Genomic DNA, 18,430 nt, shown 5'->3' with positions numbered 1-18,430 from the left:
GGTGGCTCCCGGTTATTTCTACGTCGGCCCCATGCTCTTTGCCCCTTGCGGGGCTTCTGCGGGCTAAGCCCCTTACCCCTAGCGGCCGTCCCCGGCTCGGCACTACATGGATCTATCGGTAGAGCCCCTGCCGAGCATGGCTGGGCACTACCTGGGCCGCCATTCGCCGGGCAGCGCCCAACGCGCCACACCGTCGCCACACAGGCCGATCAGCGCGTCACCCTGCGGCGCCCAATGCAGCTGGCGCAGGTCCCAGCAGGCGGAGCGGCTGGCATTCAATGACAGCGACTGCCCCGACTCAAGGTTCCACACCGCCAGCACTGGGGTGCCGCCTTCGTTGCCGCCCAGGGCCAGCAGGCGTCCATCGGCCGAGGCCGTTGCCGCATTCAATGCGTTCAGCCCCGGCAGTGCCAATGAATGCCGCAGCTTGCCGCTGGCCAGATCCACCACATGCATACCCGGATCGCGGCGGTTGCCTTCCATCAGCACAAAGCCGACCGCAACCCAACCACCTTTGGCCGAACCAAACGGCGCTGGCACCCACTGCGCCATGCCGGTGTCGTCATTGCCATCCACCATGCCAAAGCGGCGCGGCAACTTAAGTACACGACTGACCCGCCCGGTCGTGCCATCCAGTTCGGTCAAGCCCGCCGGGTCCTCGATCCAGAAGCCCTGCCCCTGCCCGTCCCAGCGCACAGGCTTGACCAGCGAGTTGCCCGGATAGCCGCCAACCACGCCTTGCCGTGGCGCATCGAAACGCTGCGCATAGATCCACGGCTCACCATCGGTCGATGGCGTCGCCTGCGGCTCAAGCACGCGCAGCACATCGCGGATCACACCACCGCCGTCCAGGGCATGGTCGTACGGCACCGGCCTGCCCTGCGCATCCTGCATCCACTTCCAGCCGCCGCTGATCGGCTGACGCACACCGGCTGCCCAGCGCAGTGGATGCGCCAGCGCACGTTGCTGATCCAGGCTGTACTCCACGATCTGCTGTTGTACCGCCAGCCAGGCAGTGCGGCCCTGCGGGTCCACGCTCAGACCAGCGCGACCGCCATCCGCACTGGCTTGCCACAGGCGCTGCGGCTTGTCGCCCATGCCCGGCGCCCAGCGCCACAAGGCCTCGGGATAGCTGCTGAGCAGGAGTACGCTGCCATCGGCCAGCGGCCGCATGTCGTAGTAGTCACCACTGCCGAAGGGCAACAGACGTTGCGCTGCGGTCGCGTCCTTGTTGCCGCCCGGCGCCGTCAAGGTCGGCTCGACGATGCGAGTGTCTGCCTGCGCAGGCAGCTGCCAATCGCTGGCGCTGACACCGATCTGCAGCGCAGCGCCGGGCAGTGCGCGCACGGCGTCGTACACCGGCGTGAACACCGCCTCCGGCACGCGACGGCGGCTCAGACGTGGCGAGGGTCCCCCGCCCATCACGTTGAACTCGCGCAGCTGGTCGACGATGCCGCCGTTCGGATTTGGCCAGTCGTCGGTGCGGCTCAGGGTGATGACCGTAGCCGGTTTGCCCAGTGCTTCGTCGACCTGCATGACCCGCACTTCGATTGTGCTTCTGGCGCGACCGAGTACACCGTGTTTCTGTTCGGCGCTGGCCTGCCAGCTGGTAAAGCTGCCCTGCAGTTCAGCCAGCTTGTCGCTCATCGCATCGACCGTGGGGTCGCGCTGCAGGCGCTGCTCGCGCAGCGGCAGTTCCTCGGCCAGCAATGCGCCCTGCTCCACCGCCGTTTGCAATGCCGGCATGCGGTAGCGACGGATGAAGTCGGCCTTCAGCTCAGGACGGCGCGCGATCAACACATTGCCCCAGCCGTGATCCATGTAGGCCACGCGGGTGCGCTGTACTGGCGCATTGAATTTGCCCAGCGGTGCCAGGCTGGCCTGCACCACCGGCAACACCTGCTCGAACGGCAATGCCACCAGCAACTCGACCTGCTGCAGCGGGCGCTGGTTCTTTGCCAGCAGCGGCGCCTGCAGGGCCGCAGGCAGGCCTTTCTCTGCTTCCTGTTGGGCTGTGGGCAGCAGCTGCCAGTTTGCCGGCAAGGGCGCAGCGGAGGCCAACAACGAAGAGGTGATACCGGCCAAGCACAGGATCGCGCGGCAGGCGCTGGTATTTGTCATGGGTCTTCCTTGATGGTGCGGTGGCGGGATTCTTGGGGGCTGTATGTATTTATGGGTCCCCTGCCCTCACCCCAACCCCTCTCCCGGAGGGAGAGGGGCTTGTAGTGCCGAGCCATGCTCGGCAGGGGCTTTGCCGGTAGAGCCTCAAGCGAAGGATCGCTGTGCTCCAAAGCAAAAGCTGCCCTCACCCCAACCCCCGCTCCGCGCCCCGGCCCTTGCGCTGGCGCAAGGGCGTTCGATGGGCAGCGAACCTGTGGTTCGCACCCTGCCCCTCTCACCCCGCACGCGGGAGAGGGGCTTCAAAGCCTTTAAAGCCTTCAAGCCTTCAAAACGCTCAAGCCTTACTTACGCTCAGCCGCACTCCCATCGCGCGTCGCGCGGAAACTCTCTTCCGGGCTCCAGTTCGGCCAGTCGCGCGAGTTGGCCAGCTTCTCGCCCAGGGTGTACAGCACTTCCAGGTCACGCGCGGCACCGGCGAAGGTCCAGTCGGCCTGCCATTCGTCGCCCTGCTGGTGGTAGCGCTTGGCGGTGTACTCGTCGGAGGCCTTCTTGCCAGCGGCGACGCCACCATCAATCCAGTCCTGCCCTGCGCCGTACGACAGCGCCGGCACGCCGCGCTTGGCGAACGGGAAGTGATCGGAGCGGAAGAACAGGCCGGCTTCCGGCTTGGTGTCCGGGGTGTAGCGGATGTCCCACCCCTTGGCCACGTCCTTGAGCTGGTCCAGCAGTTCCACCTTGGCGGTACCGTAGATGCCGAAGTCGCGCGATGGGCTGTACGGCGACATGCCGTCCATGTTGATCACCGCAACCGTCTTGGCCAGCGGATACAACGGGTTGCTGGCGTAGTACTCCGAGCCCAGCAGGCCTTTTTCTTCCGCGGTCACGGCGAGGAACAGCACCGAGCGCTGCGGCTTGGGCTGGGTGGCGAAACCACGCGCCAGCTCGACCAGTGCGGCGGTGCCGGAAGCGTTGTCCATCGCACCATTGAAGATGCGGTCACCGCGCGCATCCGGCTCACCGACACCGATGTGATCCCAGTGCCCGGAATAGATGACGGTTTCATCCGGGTAGGTGCTGCCTTCCAGGCGCGCGACCACATTGTGCGAGGTGATGACTTCGTTCTTGACCTGGTAGTTGGCAGAGAAGGTTTCGCCCTTCAGCTCCACCGGCTGGAAATCACGCGACTGTGCTTGCTTCTTCAGCGTTTCGAAATCCAGTCCGGCACGCTTGAACAGCTCCACCGCCAGGTCACGCTGGATCCAGCCTTCCAGCGCCGGATGCGCCTCGGCCGGGTTCTGCCGGACCACGTCGAACATGGTGTTGGTATTGGAGCCGGCCACCGTCGCCCAGCCATAGGAGGCCGGTGCGGTTTCGTGCACGATCAGTACGCCGGCTGCGCCCTGGCGCGCGCCTTCTTCGTACTTGTAGGTCCAGCGGCCGTAATAGGTCATGCCCTTGCCGTCGAAATCACCGGCGCCGGTCTCGAAATCCGGGTCGTTGATAAGCACCACGGCGATCTTGCCCTTCAGGTCCACGCCCTTGAAGTCGTCCCAGTTGCGCTCCGGCGCCTTGACGCCATAGCCCAGGAACACCATCGGCGCATTGCTGATATCCACCGCACTGGCGCCGTTCATGGCCGCGCGCACGGCGATTTCCTGGCCCTGGGTCAGCGTCTGCGGCTTGCCCTGGCTGCTCAGCGACAGCACCGGCTTGCCAACGATGTCGCCCTTCAGCAGCGGCACAGCCTGGGTCCACAGGCGCTTGCCGTCCTGCAGGTCGCCGCCGGGCTGCATGCCAGCAGCGGCGAACTGCTTGCTCAGGAAAGCGATGGTCTTTTCCTCGCCCGCAGTCGCCGGGGAACGGCCTTCATAGGCGTCAGAGGCGAGCTCGCGGACGTCTGCCGAGATGCGCGCGCCATCGAACTTGGGCGGGGCAGCCATCAAGGCCGTGGATACCGACATCGCCAGCAGGCTGATTACGACTCGTTTCACGCTGTACTCCAGTGGTAAGGCAACCGTTGGAGTGTAGCCAGCCCAGCACGTTGATGTGCAGTGTCTTATTGCAGGGTTGCCGCACGGCTCAACAGCGCCTCGCGCTCGCGGGCATTGCTGCTCAGCTCTGCGGCCTGCTCGAATGCCTGCCGCGCTTCGGGTCCGCGCCCAAGCCGCGCCAGCAGATCGCCGCGTACGGCCTGCAGCGGCGCATAGCCCTGCAGTTGCGGATCATCGACCAGCGCCTGCAGCAAGACCCAAGCCGGCGCCGGGCCCTGGACCTGCGCCACTGCCACCACACGATTGAGTTCCACCACCGGCGAAGGCATCACCTCGACCAACCGCGCATACAAATCAGCGATAGCCTGCCAATCGGTCTGTTCGGCTTGCCGTGCGCGCGCATGACAAGCAGCGATACCTGCCTGCAATACGTAAGCATCGTCCGCGCCGCCCAGTGTCATTGCCTGATCCAATGCGGCTTGGCCGCGCGCGATCTGCAGCCAATCCCAACGGCTGCGGTCCTGATCCAGCAACAGCACGGCCGAGCCATCGGCCGCCACGCGGGCGCGCAGACGCGAGGCCTGCAGCTCCATCAAGGCCAACAGGCCAAGTACCGATACCGTGCTCGGCATCAGCCCGGTCAGCACCCTGCACAGCCGCAGCGCTTCTTCGCACAACGCCGGCCGCGTCCAGTCCTCGCCACTGCTTGCGGTATAGCCTTCGTTGAACACCAGATAGACCACATCCAGCACCGACCGCAGACGTGGCGCCAGCTCCTGCAGACGCGGCACTTCGAATGGCACCTTGCGCTCAGCCAACAGACGCTTGGCGCGGACGATGCGCTGGGCGATGGTCGGTTCGGGGACCAGATAGGCACGCGCGATTTCAGCGGTACTCAAGCCACATAGCAGACGCAAGGTCAACGCGACCCGGGCGTCGGCGGGCAACTCTGGATGGCAGGCGACAAATACCAGCCGAAGCAGATCGTCACCGATGTCATCCAGATGGTCGGACTGATCCGCGCCCATGGCGTAGTCCTGTTGTTCGTCGATGACCTGCAACTGTCGCTGCGCATGCAGGCGCCGTTGCCGCAGCCGGTCGATTGCACGCCGCTGCGCGGTGGCCATCAACCAGGCGGCTGGATTGTCGGGAATGCCTTGCCTGGGCCAATGCTCCAATGCCGCGACCAACGCGTCCTGCGCAAGTTCTTCAGCGCTGTCGAGATCGCCGAGCATGCGTGCCAAGCGCGCTACCAGGCGCGGCGATTCCATGCGCCAAAGGGTGTCGAGCAGTCGCTGCAGGTGTGGATCGGTCATAGGCAGCGATCAGAGCATCGCGGTGCGACTGCCGCAAGTGCGGAGTGCGTCGTTGTAGGAGCGGCGTCAGCCGCGAAGCTGGTGATGCATACGATCAGGGAAACTTCCATCACCGGGGCGCAAAACAAAAGCCAACCCCTCCCCAGCCCTCCCCTCCGCCTTCGGCGCAAGGGAGGGAGCAGAAGCTCACAACTGCACGAACGGCTTGAAGCCGCCCCAGAACATACGCCTGCCATCAAACGGCATGTTCTGCGGCCCCATGCCGGCCAAGCGTGGATCGGCCATCGCCTTGGCATTGACCTTGTCACGATGCGCACGCGAGCGGAACAGCACGTAGGCAAACACCACCACTTCGTCTTCCTTCAGCTTCACCGCCTGCGGAAATGAAGTGCGCTTGCCAGGCTTCACATCCTCGGCCACTGCTTCGACATATGCCAAGGCACCGTGTTCTTTCCACACTTTGCCGGCCTTGCGCGCCATCCGCTTGTACTCGCCCAGCCTGGCGCTGGGTACCGGCAATACATATCCATCCACGTAAGCCATGATCGTCTCCTGGTTATTGACCCGGCTCGCCATCCATATGGGCGATTTCCCACAGGTGGCCATCAAGATCGGCGAAGCCGCGTTGGTACATGAAGCCGTAGTCACGCGCCGGCATCGGTTCGCTGCCACCTGCGGCCAAGGCCTTGTCCACCAGCTCATCAACCGCTGGCCGGCTGACTGCCGACAAACAAGTGATCACCTCGGTCTGCTTGCGCGCATCGGCCAAAGGTTTGTTGGTGAAGGTCTGGAAGAACGGCTCCACCAGCAGCATCACGAAGATGCTGTCGCTGATCACCATGCAGGCCGCGTTGTCATCGCTGAACTGCGGGTTGAAGCTGTAACCCAGCGCAGCAAAGAACGTCCTGGACGCCTGCAGGTCACGCACTGCGAGATTGACGAAGATCATCTGCGGGTTGCCCATGCTCAGCCCTCCGCCGGCATCGGCTTCATGCAGTTGACCATCCACGGCTTGCCGTAGCGGTCCAGCAACATTCCCCAGCGATGCGCCCAGAAGGTCTCAGCCAAGGCCATCTGCACCTGCCCACCTTCGGCCAGGGCCGCGAACACGCGCTCGGCTTCCTCGATGCTGTCTACGTCGACATTGATGGTGGTGGCACAGCTGCCATCAGCTTGCGGACCATCGGCGGCCATCAACGTGGCGCCGCCGGCTTCAACCTGGCAGTGCGCGACCTGATCCGCTTGCGGCATGAAGCCGCCACAACCCTCCGCATCCATGTCCGGACTGGGCGGCATGTCGCTGTACTTCATTTCCGACACCACCGTGCCACCCAACGCCTTGGCGTAGAACGCCATCGCCTCGTGGGTCTGGCCATTGAAGCCCAAAAACGGAATCAATTTCATTGTCCTGCTCCTGCTGCTCGGGGTTGGGGTCAGTTGTTGCGTTCGATCTGCTCGCGTAAACGCTGCTCCTGTGCCTGCAATTCCGGAGTGAAGGCCGCGCCGAAATCTTCAGCTTCGAAGAACGGGCGGATCTCCACTTCCACCGCACTGCCGTTGGTCGGAGTGAACGGGGCACGCTTGAGCCACTCCACCGCCTCGTCCAGGGAGCGCACCTGCCACAGCCAGAAGCCGGCAACGAGCTCGCGGGTTTCAGCGAACGGACCGTCGATCACGCTGCGGCCCTCGGCGGCGAAACGCACCCGCGCGGCCTGCGACGTGGGCTTCAAGCCCTCGCCGGCCAGCATGATTCCGGCCTTCACCAGCTCCTGGTTGAAGGCTCCCATCGCGGCGATTTCCGCCTGCGTTGGCATCACCCCGGCCTCGGTCTCGGGTGTCGCTTTCACCAGCACCATCACTTTCATTGCCGTGCTCCGTTGCAGGCGGCATGCCCGCTTTACATCAGGTACGACGAAGCACAGCAGACAATCTCGACAAGACTGCGCGGTCTTTTTATGAACTCATTTATGCGGCAATGCAGCAGGCGTGATGCGACATGATGTGCCCCTTCCTTGCGCAAGGCCGGACCCATGAAGTTCATGTTGTTGATCTACATCGACCCGCAACTGCTGCAGACCCTGCCTGGCGATGACTACGACGCGCTGATGCGCGGCTGCCTGCAACATGCCGATGCCTTGCAGGCGCAAGGCACCTTGCTGATGTCGCAACGTCTGCAGCCTCCAGCCAGCGCACAGACCCTGCGCAGCCGTCAGGGCCAGTCGCGGATCATCGACGGCCCGTTTGCGGAGACCCGCGAAATCCTGGCCGGTTTCAATCTGATCGAAGCGGCGGATTCCGATGAGGCCATGCGCATCGCCCGGCAATTTCCGTGGGCGGCTTACGGCAGCATCGAGGTGCGGGCGGTGGATGATCTGGATGTGGAGCGGGCGCGGGTGGGGGCGTGACAGGCGCCGGCTGGCGCCGTCCATGCAGCCGGCCCCACGCATCCCGACAAGTTACCGCTGCAGTCTCTTCGCACTGACCACTGGCATCTTGAACCTCCCGAACCCGCCGCGTTGGCGGGTTTTTTGCGCCCAACATTCAGTCAATACGCACAAGTACGGAATCTGCGAGCAAGCGTGAGGCAGAAATATGAACGCGGGCAAACTCTCATGACAAATCTATTTTTTTATCAATTTCAACCACTTGCAATTAGTTGCAGCTGAGATTGTAAATTGCGTACAAGTGAAATTAAGATTTCGTTCAGCTGTAACGAAAACTACATTTCAGTGCAGCGCGGTTGCAACAGCAGTTTGCTAAATCAATGAACCAAGGAAATTTGATGACCCGCAGCACTAACGTCACCCGGCTCAAGCGCACCGCGCTGGCCATCGTCCTCACCTCCGTCATCGGCGCCGCCGCTGCCCAGAGCACTACCGGCTCCCTGTTCGGCAACGCCCCTGCCGCCGCCGGTGCCACCATCACCGTCCAGAACGAATCCGGCCTCAAGCGCAGCGCTGCGGTTGATGCCAATGGCCGCTACAACCTCGGCTCGCTCCCGGTCGGCAAGTACTCCGTCAGCCTGGAACGCGATGGCCAGATTGTCGACAAGCGCGAGAACGTGCAGCTGCGTGTAGGCTCGGGCACCGAGGTTTCCTTCGGTGCCCCCGGTGGCGCAACCACCCTGGATGCGGTGACCGTCACCGCGGCCAACATCCCAAAGATCGACGTCAGCAATACGGTCTCCAAGTCGGTCATCACCTCCGAACAGCTTGACGTGCTGCCGCTTGGTCGCAGCGCAGAAGCCATCGCGCTGCTGGCGCCGGGCGTTGTCGCGGGTAGCGGCCAGTTCACCAATGGTTCCCGCTCCGTGCTGTCGTTCGGTGGCTCCAGCGTCACCGAGAACGCGTATTACCTCAACGGTTTCAATGCTTCCAATCCGTTGAACAACCTGGGTGGCATCAGCCTTCCCTACGGCTCGATTGACCAGCAGGAAACCTACACCGGCGGCTACAGCTCGCGCTACGGTCGCTCGACCGGCGGCGTGCTCAACCAGCTGGGCAAGCGCGGCACCAATGAATGGCATTTCGGCGCGCAAGTAACCTGGGCACCGGACAGCCTTGCCGCCTCCCCGCGCGACATCAACTACCCTGACTACGATCTGCCGGACCGTTACGGCTATATCAACACCTCCCGCCCTGGCACGCTCTATCGCTACCGTGATGGTGATACTGCAACCCGCACCACCTACAGCGGCTATGCAAGCGGCCCGCTGATCGACGACCGTCTGTTCATTCACGTCTCCGGTGAATCGGACAAGACCGATGGCGTCTCAACTGCCAACCGTGTCGCGTCGCAGCAGGTACGCAATCACTACAGCTACAGCGCGCCGAAGTTCTACGGCAAGATCGACTGGAACATCAACGATAACAACACGTTGGAATACACCCGTTTCCAGACGACCGATCGCCAGGCGGGTTACCACAATTCGTTCAACTACGCCGACTTCTCCGAAGGTGGCCGTGCCAGCACCTATGCCGACACGATCAAGATCAAAGATGACTTCGACATCTTCAAGTACACCAGCTACATCACTGACGACCTGACCCTGAGTGCCGTCTGGGGCCGCAGCAAGGAAGTGAACCTGCAGACCAACCCAGGCAACTCGGCCAATCCGTACCTCAATGGCGTGGCCAACCAGAACCCCGCTACCAACGGTAACAGCACGATCCGCAACGACCAGGCCAGCCTGTACACCAAGGCAGACGACGCTGGCAGCAAGACCCGCGGCCTGCGCGTGGACCTGGAGTACCGCATTGGCGACCACCAGCTGACCGGTGGTATCGACAACATGTACTTCAATGCTCACAACGAAGGCGAGCACGTCACCGGCCCGGGCTATGCCTGGATCTATTCCAAGTCACTGTCCCCGAACTCAGCCATCTCTCCGACACTGGGTGTCGGTGCGCCAGGTGGTGATGGTTACTACGTCTCCAAGTACATCCTTTCCACCACCACCAGCATGTCCGTCAAGCAGAAGGCCTATTATCTGGAGGACCGCTGGCAGGTGACGCCGAACTGGCTGCTGACCTTGGGTGTGCGCAATGACAAGTTCACCAACTACAACAGCGCCGCCCAGCCTTACGTTGACAGCGGCGACCAGTGGGCTCCGCGCTTGGGCGCAACCTGGGACGTATTCGGTGATTCCTCGCTGAAGGTATTCGCCAACCTGGGCCGCTACTACCTCGCCCTGCCGAACAGCGTCGCCATCCGCGGAGCCTCGGCTTCAACCTTTACCTACGAGTACTTCAACTACACCGGTATCGACGCCAACGGCAACCCCACCGGCCTGACCGCGCTCGGCCCGGGTCCCGTGTCTTCCAACGGCGAATATGGTGCGACCCCAGATCCGGCCTCGGTGGCTCCGACCGACCTGAAGTCGCAGTATCAGGATGAGCTGATCCTCGGCTTCGAGAAGACCATCGGTTCTGCCTGGAACACCGGCGCCAAGTTCACCTACCGTCGTCTGCAGTCGGCCATCGACGACATCTGTGATCCGGCTAGCATGTTCGCGAAGCTGAAATCGATGAAGATCGACACCTCCAACCTCGACGTACCGCATTGCGCGATCTTCAACCCGGGCAAGACCAACACCTTCCTGGCCAAGCACCTGGATGGTTCAGGCTACACCTCATTCCAGATGAGCGGCAGCGACTGGGGCTTCGGCGGCAACAAGGCCAAGCGTGACTACATCGCGATTGATCTGTTCCTCGAACACCCGCTGTCCAACAACTGGTACGGCCGCGTGGACTACACTTGGTCACGCAACTTCGGCAACACCGAAGGTCAGGTGAAGTCGGATATCGGTCAGGATGATGTCTCCAAGACGCAGGACTGGGACGGCTCGTACCTGATGGAATACGCCGGCGGTTATCTTGCCAATGACCGTCGTCACCAGCTGAAGGGCTATGGTGCCTACCAGTTCAACGACGAATGGACCGCTTCGGCCACGCTGCGGATCATGTCGGGCATGCCGAAAAGCTGCCTTGGTTACTACGGCGCCAACGAAGGTGACCCGATGGGCTACCGGACTGCATATCACTACTGCGCAGGCCAGCCTTCGAGCCCTGGTGATGCCGGTCGCCAGCCGTGGACCAAGCGTGTTGATCTAGGTGTGATGTATCGCCCAGCTTTCGCCGATCACAAGCTGGCCTTCAGCCTGGATGTCTTCAATGTTCTCAACGAGCTGAAGCCCGTCCAGTCCGACGCCAAGTACAACGCCGACAGCCGCTACACCGTCTCCAACACCTACGGCATCGGCACCTACTACACCGCGCCGCGCTCAGTGCGCCTGTCCGCGTCCTACGATTTCTGATCGGCCGTTAAGAAGCAACGCAATCTCCCTGTAAAGAAGTACTTGAAACCCCGGCCTCGCGCCGGGGTTTTTTTTCAACGACGGCAACACCGCGAGCTCCTGTATCCACATCTGCAGAAACAACCGAAATTCAAGTTCATCTTCGAACATTCCGTCGCTCTAAAGAAACGGCTCACGAAATTGACAAATGAAAGAAACCCATTACAAGAATTCAAACCCCGCATATTCATCACAGTGATTTGCCAGGCAACTGACTGAGTCGCCAAATTCACCTGTGAGCGCCAACGGCCGGGCAATCGCAGCCTTGAGTTTGAGAGTCGCCTGCCAACTACTTTTTGAGGGGATTCGATGAGCACCTACACGCAGAACAGAAACATGTTCCAGCGCACCACACTGGCTTTGATGCTCGCTGCATGCGTGGCCTCGGCTTACGCACAGAGCACCACCGGCGACATCATCGGCAATGGCCCTGCATCGCAGCGGGTGCAAGTGAAGAACCTGACAACCGGCATTGTGCGGGAGGTGCAGGTTGCAGCCGATGGCAGATTCCGAATCACGGCGCTACCTACCGGAGAGTACGAAGTATCAACGTTGGATGGCGACACGGTGATCAGCACTACCAAGGTGCGGGTAGTCGCCGGGCAAGCAAGCACTGCCAACTTCGCAGCTGCCGACGGCGCCACCTCGCTGGATCGCATAACCGTGCGAGGCCATTGGACCAATCAGATTGACCCTACCAGCGTTGAAACCCGCACTACATTCACTGCCGAGCAGCTCAACACCTTGCCGATAGGCCGCGACATCACCAGCATCTCGCTGCTTACACCAGGCACGGTTGCCAGCTCGGGCTACTTCGGCCCAGCCTCCTTCGGTGGCGCGTCGGCTGCGGAAAACAGTTACTACGTCGACGGTTTCAACGTCACCAATCTGTACGACAGTCTGTCGTTCTCCGAGATGCCGTTCCAGGCCATCGATCAGCTCGATGTCCAGACCGGCGGTTACGGCGCACGGTATGGTTTGTCCACCGGCGGTGTTGCCTCGGTCAACGTCAAACGCGGCACCAACGAATGGAAGGGCGGCTTCAGCTGGGCCGGCATTCCCGCTGGTCTACGCGAATAAGCACCTGACACCTTCTGCACCGATGGCAGTCTGCTCCGCTCCTACGACAGGAACAGCAGCAGCACCAACACTTACACCGCATGGGTTGGCGGCCCGCTGATCGAAGACAAGCTGTTCGTGTTCGCCCTGGGAGAGTTTGGCAACTCCAAGCAGACCCTCTACAGCTACCGCGTTGGCAGCCAGATCCGCAATGCTGCTGCCCCGGATACGCCGGTGGTTCCAGCTTCGTTGGACACGACTGCTTATGACTATGAGTCCAGGACCCCGTACTGGCTGGTCAAACTGGACTGGTATCCCAACGACAAGAACCACGTCGAATACACCGGCTTCGACAATAGCAGCCGCTATACCTACGACTACTTCAAGGCAGCCTATAGCAGCGCTGGTAGCAACGGCGAGCCATCCAAAGCCAAAGCGTTGGGCCAACTGGTGGGCAAAAGCGGCGGCCAGACCGACATTTTCAAATTGACCAGCTACTTGACCGACACCTTGACCGCGTCGCTGCAGTACGGGCAGATGCGCAATCGCAACTCGCAGTTCACAATCAGCCCTGACGGCACCCTGAGCTACTACGATGGCAACATCACTGGTCCCGCAGGCGCATGCCCTTACGTGATCGGTACCAGCGGTGCGCAGATTGGTTGCGCGGCAACTGACGTCGTCAAGATGATGGGCGGCCATGACAAGCGCAAGAACACTCGTCTCGATCTGGAATGGCAGCTGGGCAAGCATAAGATCAGCGGTGGCTACAGCGATGAAGACTGGAATTCCACTGCAGGCGTGTCGTATTCGGCGGGCGCCTACTGGCGACTGACCCCATCCTATGCCTACCTGATCAATTTCCGCACTGGTGGCGGAATCGGCATCGACCAGAAGTCCTGGTACCTGGATGATCACTGGCAGATCAGCGACAACTTCATGCTCTACGTCGGTGTTCGCAACGATTCGTTCGTGAACAAGAACGGCTCGGGCGCCACCTTCGTCAAACAGGACAACATCTGGCAGCCGCGACTGGGCTTCTCGTGGGATCTGTTCGGCGATGGCAGCAGCAAGCTGTATGCCTCATTGGGCCGCTACTCCCTGCCGATCGCCGCCAACGTTGCCCTGCGCGTTGCATCAGCCTCGTACTACACCTACAACTACTACAGCTACGACGGCTTTGACGCTGGCACCGGCGTGCCCAACGTCACCGGTTCCTACGGCGACGGCGCCTACGACTTTTTGGTGAACGGCGAAGACGGCACTACACCGGACCCGAAGGCTGTCGCCAGCAAAGGCCTGAAGCCCTACACGCAGGATGAGGCCATCCTCGGCTACCAGTACGAGCTGCACTCGGACAGAAGCTGGCTCGACGCATGGACACTGAGCGCAAAAGCCACTTATCGCCGCGTCAACAACGTCATTGATGACACCTGCGACACCCGACAGCTGTATAACGCCGCCGAGGACGCCGGCTATGACGTCTCCAGCTGGGGCGGTGAATGGGGCGTGCGCGAAGGTCTGCCGGGCTGCTATCTGTACAACCCCGGCCGCGACCTGACCCTGAGCTTGGATGTGGACGGTAACGGCAGCGCCGAAACCCTCACCGTTGCTGCCGACAAACTGGGCCCGAAGGCCAAGCGCTACTACAAGGCGTTGACGCTGGAGGCGGAAAACACAGCGACAAGTGGTATGCCAGCCTCAACTACACCTGGGCCAAGCTCAGTGGCAACTACGAAGGCCTGGTGAAGAGCACCAATGGTCAGGCCGATACCGGCACCACCTCGGACTTCGACTTAGCCGAGCTCATGTATGGTGCCGATGGCTACCTGTTCAACGACCATCGCCATACCTTCAAGCTTTACGGCGGTTACAACTTCAACGACGAGTGGCAGCTGGGCGCCAACCTCCAGCTGCAGTCGGGCGCGCCGATCAGCTGCCTGGGTGGCGGTGCTGGCACCTTCGACGCCGAGTACGGCTACGGCGGCGTGTTCCACACCTGCAACATTGGTGAAGACGACATCTCCAAACTGGGCGGCTCTGGCCGCACGCCGTGGACACTCAACTTCAGCCCCAACGTGGTTTACAAGCCGAAATGGGCCGAAGGCCTGAGCATGCAGCTTTCGGTACTCAATGCCTTCAACTCGATCAAGCCGCTGCAGGTGTATGAGACCAAGTACTCGACCAACTCGGCGGGACCATCACCGACTTCTACAACTACCGGGCCGGCAAGTACTACACCACGCCACGCCACGCTACGCCCGCCTGCAGCTGCAGTACGACTGGTAAGCAGCAAGCTGAAGCCAGGTGGCCACGGATGATTCCATCCGTGGCCACATCCAATCAATGCAAACCGCCATTCCACCGCCTACCGAGCTGACGCCTTCGCGCAATCACTGGCCAATGCTGATATCGAGCGCGCTACCGGCCACGGCCTGATTGCCACTGTAGTCCTTCGCTGTGATGCGAATGCTGTAGTTACCCGGCTGCAACTCCATCGGCTGCAGTTCACCGCTTCCCAACAAGCCATCACGCACGGTATTGGTCAACACATAGCGGAAGCGGGTACTGCTGCTGCCATGTACGGTGATACCGCTATCGGCCGCGTAAGCCAGCTTCACCGCTTCGCGCTGCGGTGGCATGCGATTGAAGATGATATTGGTACGCGGCTGTTCGTAGCCGGGCAGCGCGCGGCCGTTGGCATCGAGGATCTGATAGCCCAGGCTGTATAGGCCAAGGCGGCGTCGCGGCAAGTTGTTGTCGACCTGGTCCCAGGCTTCCACCACCAACTGCAGGCCACCAGCATTACGCGGCACCTGCAGGCGGCCATCCACCTTGTCGATCAAACGCTGGTTGTTGCTGTCGAGCAGGGCGATGTCGTCGATCTTCGGAGCGACATGATCGGCGTAGTTGGAGAAGCCAAGACGCACCGCATTGCGCTCGTATCCTGAAGGTCCCACAGCAAGATGCACATGCGCCTGGTTATTGATGCTGCCCAGCGCATCACCGGGCTGGAAGCGGGTGCCGCGGCGTACGCGCACACGTTCCAGCTGGCCGGCTTCGTCGTAGACGAGCTGCATGCGCGTCGGATTCAGCGCGCGGTTGGCTGCGTCGCGGCCAACCTTCATATGGATGTAGTCGAGCTTGTCCAGCGACAGACCCTCGGCTTGACCACCGAGCGACCAGCTCGATGCCGGGCTGCTGATCTTGGCGCTGGCAACAGCCAGCACGGTCTGGCCCACGTCACCGCGCACATCGAAACCACTGTGCAGGTGGTGGCGGCTCTCGCCGCTGAAGTTGCCACGCACCTCGCCCAGCGTACCGGTCACTTCATGCCAGCCCAGCTGTGGTGCCAATGGCCAGCGGCCCTGGTTGGCAGGCAGAGGATTATCGGACGAGGGCCCAAGCTGCGGCGGCACATCAGCCTTCGTCGCGATGTGTGGCACAAGGTGATGGAGACGGTATGCATCGGCGTCGCTCAGCAGCAGGCTGCCATCCGGCGCCAGCGCCAATCCCGCAGGGCGCGCAAAACGCTGCGCGTCGTTGCCCGCGACGGCCACCAGATGGCCATGCGGCGACAACTGCACCACGCGCCCGCTCAGCCGCTCGCCAACATAGACCACGTCGTCATGGGTGATGGCCAGGGTCATCGGCCCCCACAACACCCGATCGGCGTTGGGCATGCCAACGCGGGTACTGACCATGCCGGTGCTGCTGACCGTGCGCAGCGCGTTGTTCTGCAGGTCGGCGACCCAGAGGTTGCCGAGGCTGTCGAACTTCAGATCGGTCGGCGTATCGAAACGGGCCTGCGCGCCTTGCCCGTCCTCCCAGCCCGGCAGTGCACCGCCGGCCAGGGTGCTGACCGTGCCATCGGCGGCAATCACGCGGATGCGGTCATTCCAGGTATCGGCGACATAGACGCGGCCGTCCGCGCCCACCGCCACGCCCATCGGCCCATTGAAGCGCGCCTGCGCACCGTTGCCGTCGGCGAAGCCAGGCGTGCCGTCACCGGCCACGGTAGTGACCTGACCCTGCGCGCTGATCCTGCGGATGGCGTGGTTGCCGGTGTCGGCTACATAGAGATTGCCCTGCGCATCCAGAGCGATGCCCGACGGCGTATTGAACCTCGCCGCAGTGCCCCGCCCGTCGGCAAAGCCTTCAATGCCACCGGCCAGAACCTGGAAGGCGCCGTCCATGCCGCGGTAGAGAATGCGGTTGTTGTCGCCGGCATCGGCAAGGAACAACAGGCCGCCGCCCATCGCCAGCCCCCAGGGATCACTGAAACGGGTCTGTGCGGCCTTGCCGGCGCTGTTACCCGCCACGCCGTCGCCGCCCAGCAGTTCGATCTGCGCCTGCCAGCCCAGCGCTGTAGGTGGCGGGCCAGCCGGTGGGGGCGCCTGCGGTGCCCACACGAAGGTGGCAGCCAGCGCGGCGCCGGTCACTGCGATGACGGCAATTACCCAATGTTTGCGATCCATGTACACCCAACCAACTACGGACCCGGCACCATAGACGCTCACGGCCCGCGGCGAAACCGCCGAAAGCCCTGCATGGTGGAGAACCGTATGCATCTATATCTGCAAGAAGAGGCGATCCGCCTGCAGGCTGGGCAGAGCACGGATATCAGCCTGCCACTGTCACTGTCCTCGCTGCTGGAGGCCGGTCTGCGGCATTTCCCGCCTTCTGAGCGTGCAGTGGAGCAGGCCATCGCCAGTACCGAGGATGCGCTGATGCCGTGGATTCCGGCCCTGCGCCTGGATTCGCTGGAGGTATTGGAGTGTGCCGATGCGGTGCTGGCTCCCCTGCCAGGCGTGCTGGGCTATCCACCGCAAGCGATCTGGGAGCTGGACATCGACGAAGTCGAGCGGGCATTCAACCAGCTGGCACAGGTGGCGGCGGGGATGCCGGCAAAGAGCCTGGATGTACCCGAGAACCCGGCTTTCGTCGCCGCGCTGGTGGTGGTGCGCGAGCTGATGCATCACGTTGGCTGGGAGCAGTTGCGGTTGCTGGAGGCTGGGCTGGTTGGTGCTGAGAACTAAAGCAAGGACAAAAGCACCCCTCCCCAACCCTCCCCTGCTGCGCAAGGGAGGGGGCGCAAGCCAAAGCTGCGGCACCGCGCGAACTGCACCCTCCCTTTGCCGCAGGCAACGGGAGGATTTGGGAGGGGTGCTCTTGCTCTGCTTTTGCCTCTCTCAGTCCCGAAAAACCCACTACAAAGCAGGCTTCTCCGGCGCCGCCCCCATCGCCTCCCGGTAACGCCCGTACAAGGCCAATACCTTGTCCACGTATTGCCGCGTCTCCGCATAGGGCGGCACACCGCCATAACGTGCAACCACCCCGATCCCAGCGTTGTAAGCGGCTGCCGCCAAGGTCCGGTCACCGTTGTAGCGACGCAGCAGCGACTTCATGTAGCGCGCGCCACCGCTGATGGACTGTGCAGGGGACAGGGGATCACTCACCCCGTACTCGGTTGCCGTCTCCGGCATCAACTGCATCACCCCCTGCGCGCCCTTGGGCGACACCGCTTTTTCATCGAATGCGCTTTCGGCATGGGCGACTGCACGCAACCAGGCATCATCCACGCCGGTGGCCTTGGCAGCGGCCAGGAATTGCGGGGCGTGCCGGTTCAACTGCGGCGTGCCTACCCGGCCCAGACCTTCATGGGCCGACTCGCCCGGCGGCGTGGCGACAGTGAAACGCAGGTAAGGAGTCGAGCCCGGCAGGTTGCGGGTGGAATAAACCAACTTGCCATCCTGCTCACGCTCATACAAGGTGCCGCTGAACACACCGAAGTTGCCCCATAGATTGGGCGTCTGCACGGCGTTGTCGTCAACCTCGATGGCCTTGCAACTGGAGCCCGGCTCGGGCGCAGTAGCCATGCTGACCGTGCCTTTCTGCACGCAGCGGTACACCGAGCGCGCCTGCAACGGCGCGCACAGCCCGTATAAGAGCAGCAACAGCACAAGTGCGGCCGCGCGCGGCATGGGGCCAGATCCAATCGTGAGGAAGGAGACGATGCTGAGCCTGCCTGTTTGAACGGCAGGTGATGAAAAAACCAACCATCGCGCCCAGAATGAATACCTGCTTTC

At 62.4% G+C, this 18,430-nt stretch carries 15 protein-coding genes; 6 read left to right on the top strand and 9 right to left on the bottom strand.

Annotated elements, in window-relative coordinates; translation table 11 throughout:
- Window positions 1–147 precede the first annotated feature (147 nt).
- From ACVOK8_RS06515 to ACVOK8_RS06485, 7 genes are all read right to left on the bottom strand, one after another.
- Window positions 148–2,121: a hypothetical protein gene (locus ACVOK8_RS06515; protein WP_481566117.1), complete on the bottom strand. Its 1,974-nt coding sequence runs from the start codon at window positions 2,119–2,121 to the stop codon at window positions 148–150.
- Between the two features lie 341 nt (window positions 2,122–2,462).
- Window positions 2,463–4,112 carry a M28 family metallopeptidase gene (locus ACVOK8_RS06510; protein ID WP_481566116.1) on the bottom strand — a complete coding sequence of 550 codons (1,650 nt, stop codon included), beginning with the start codon at window positions 4,110–4,112 and terminating at the stop codon, window positions 2,463–2,465.
- A gap of 65 nt (window positions 4,113–4,177) precedes the next feature.
- Window positions 4,178–5,428, bottom strand: a complete 1,251-nt coding sequence (locus tag ACVOK8_RS06505) for an RNA polymerase sigma factor (protein WP_481566115.1) — start codon at window positions 5,426–5,428, stop codon at window positions 4,178–4,180.
- A gap of 186 nt (window positions 5,429–5,614) precedes the next feature.
- Entirely contained in the window at window positions 5,615–5,971 is a 357-nt protein-coding gene (locus ACVOK8_RS06500; RefSeq protein ID WP_481566114.1) for a DUF1428 domain-containing protein, read from the bottom strand.
- A gap of 13 nt (window positions 5,972–5,984) precedes the next feature.
- Window positions 5,985–6,398 carry a VOC family protein gene (locus tag ACVOK8_RS06495; protein ID WP_481566118.1) on the bottom strand — a complete coding sequence of 138 codons (414 nt, stop codon included), beginning with the start codon at window positions 6,396–6,398 and terminating at the stop codon, window positions 5,985–5,987.
- Window positions 6,395–6,832, bottom strand: a complete 438-nt coding sequence (locus tag ACVOK8_RS06490) for a VOC family protein (RefSeq protein ID WP_303747698.1) — start codon at window positions 6,830–6,832, stop codon at window positions 6,395–6,397. Before ACVOK8_RS06490 ends, ACVOK8_RS06495 begins: the two co-directional genes overlap by 4 nt.
- A 29-nt stretch (window positions 6,833–6,861) precedes the next feature.
- Window positions 6,862–7,293 (bottom strand): YciI family protein, encoded by a 432-nt coding sequence (locus ACVOK8_RS06485; RefSeq protein WP_481566113.1) that lies wholly within the window; start codon window positions 7,291–7,293, stop codon window positions 6,862–6,864.
- 165 nt (window positions 7,294–7,458) lie between these two features.
- Here ACVOK8_RS06485 and ACVOK8_RS06480 point away from each other — a divergent pair, with 165 nt between their 5' ends.
- The 5 genes from ACVOK8_RS06480 (at window position 7,459) to ACVOK8_RS06460 (ending at window position 14,662) form a co-directional block, all read left to right on the top strand.
- Window positions 7,459–7,833: a YciI family protein gene (locus ACVOK8_RS06480; protein WP_481566112.1), complete on the top strand. Its 375-nt coding sequence runs from the start codon at window positions 7,459–7,461 to the stop codon at window positions 7,831–7,833.
- A 377-nt stretch (window positions 7,834–8,210) separates the two neighbouring features.
- Window positions 8,211–11,243 (top strand): TonB-dependent receptor, encoded by a 3,033-nt coding sequence (locus ACVOK8_RS06475; protein ID WP_481566111.1) that lies wholly within the window; start codon window positions 8,211–8,213, stop codon window positions 11,241–11,243.
- A 348-nt stretch (window positions 11,244–11,591) separates the two neighbouring features.
- Window positions 11,592–12,362 carry a carboxypeptidase-like regulatory domain-containing protein gene (locus ACVOK8_RS06470; protein ID WP_481566110.1) on the top strand — a complete coding sequence of 257 codons (771 nt, stop codon included), beginning with the start codon at window positions 11,592–11,594 and terminating at the stop codon, window positions 12,360–12,362.
- 117 nt (window positions 12,363–12,479) lie between these two features.
- Complete coding sequence (locus ACVOK8_RS06465; protein ID WP_481566109.1) at window positions 12,480–14,090, top strand: TonB-dependent receptor; 1,611 nt, start codon at window positions 12,480–12,482, stop codon at window positions 14,088–14,090.
- Complete coding sequence (locus ACVOK8_RS06460) at window positions 14,087–14,662, top strand: hypothetical protein (RefSeq protein ID WP_481566108.1); 576 nt, start codon at window positions 14,087–14,089, stop codon at window positions 14,660–14,662. Before ACVOK8_RS06465 ends, ACVOK8_RS06460 begins: the two co-directional genes overlap by 4 nt.
- 72 nt (window positions 14,663–14,734) lie before the next feature.
- On the opposite strand, the gene ACVOK8_RS06455 is transcribed toward ACVOK8_RS06460, so the two are convergent.
- Entirely contained in the window at window positions 14,735–16,819 is a 2,085-nt protein-coding gene (locus ACVOK8_RS06455; protein WP_481566107.1) for an NHL repeat-containing protein, read from the bottom strand.
- 87 nt (window positions 16,820–16,906) lie between these two features.
- Between ACVOK8_RS06455 and ACVOK8_RS06450 the strand changes: the two genes are divergently transcribed.
- Window positions 16,907–17,380 (top strand): hypothetical protein, encoded by a 474-nt coding sequence (locus ACVOK8_RS06450; protein WP_481566106.1) that lies wholly within the window; start codon window positions 16,907–16,909, stop codon window positions 17,378–17,380.
- A 171-nt stretch (window positions 17,381–17,551) separates the two neighbouring features.
- On the opposite strand, the gene ACVOK8_RS06445 is transcribed toward ACVOK8_RS06450, so the two are convergent.
- Complete coding sequence (locus ACVOK8_RS06445) at window positions 17,552–18,325, bottom strand: lytic transglycosylase domain-containing protein (RefSeq protein WP_481566105.1); 774 nt, start codon at window positions 18,323–18,325, stop codon at window positions 17,552–17,554.
- Between the last annotated feature and the right edge of the window lie 105 nt (window positions 18,326–18,430).

Source organism: Stenotrophomonas sp. STEN083 (genome assembly GCF_056759195.1).
Note: the sequence above shows the minus strand (reverse complement) of the source record. Positions and strands in the feature narration are given on the sequence as shown.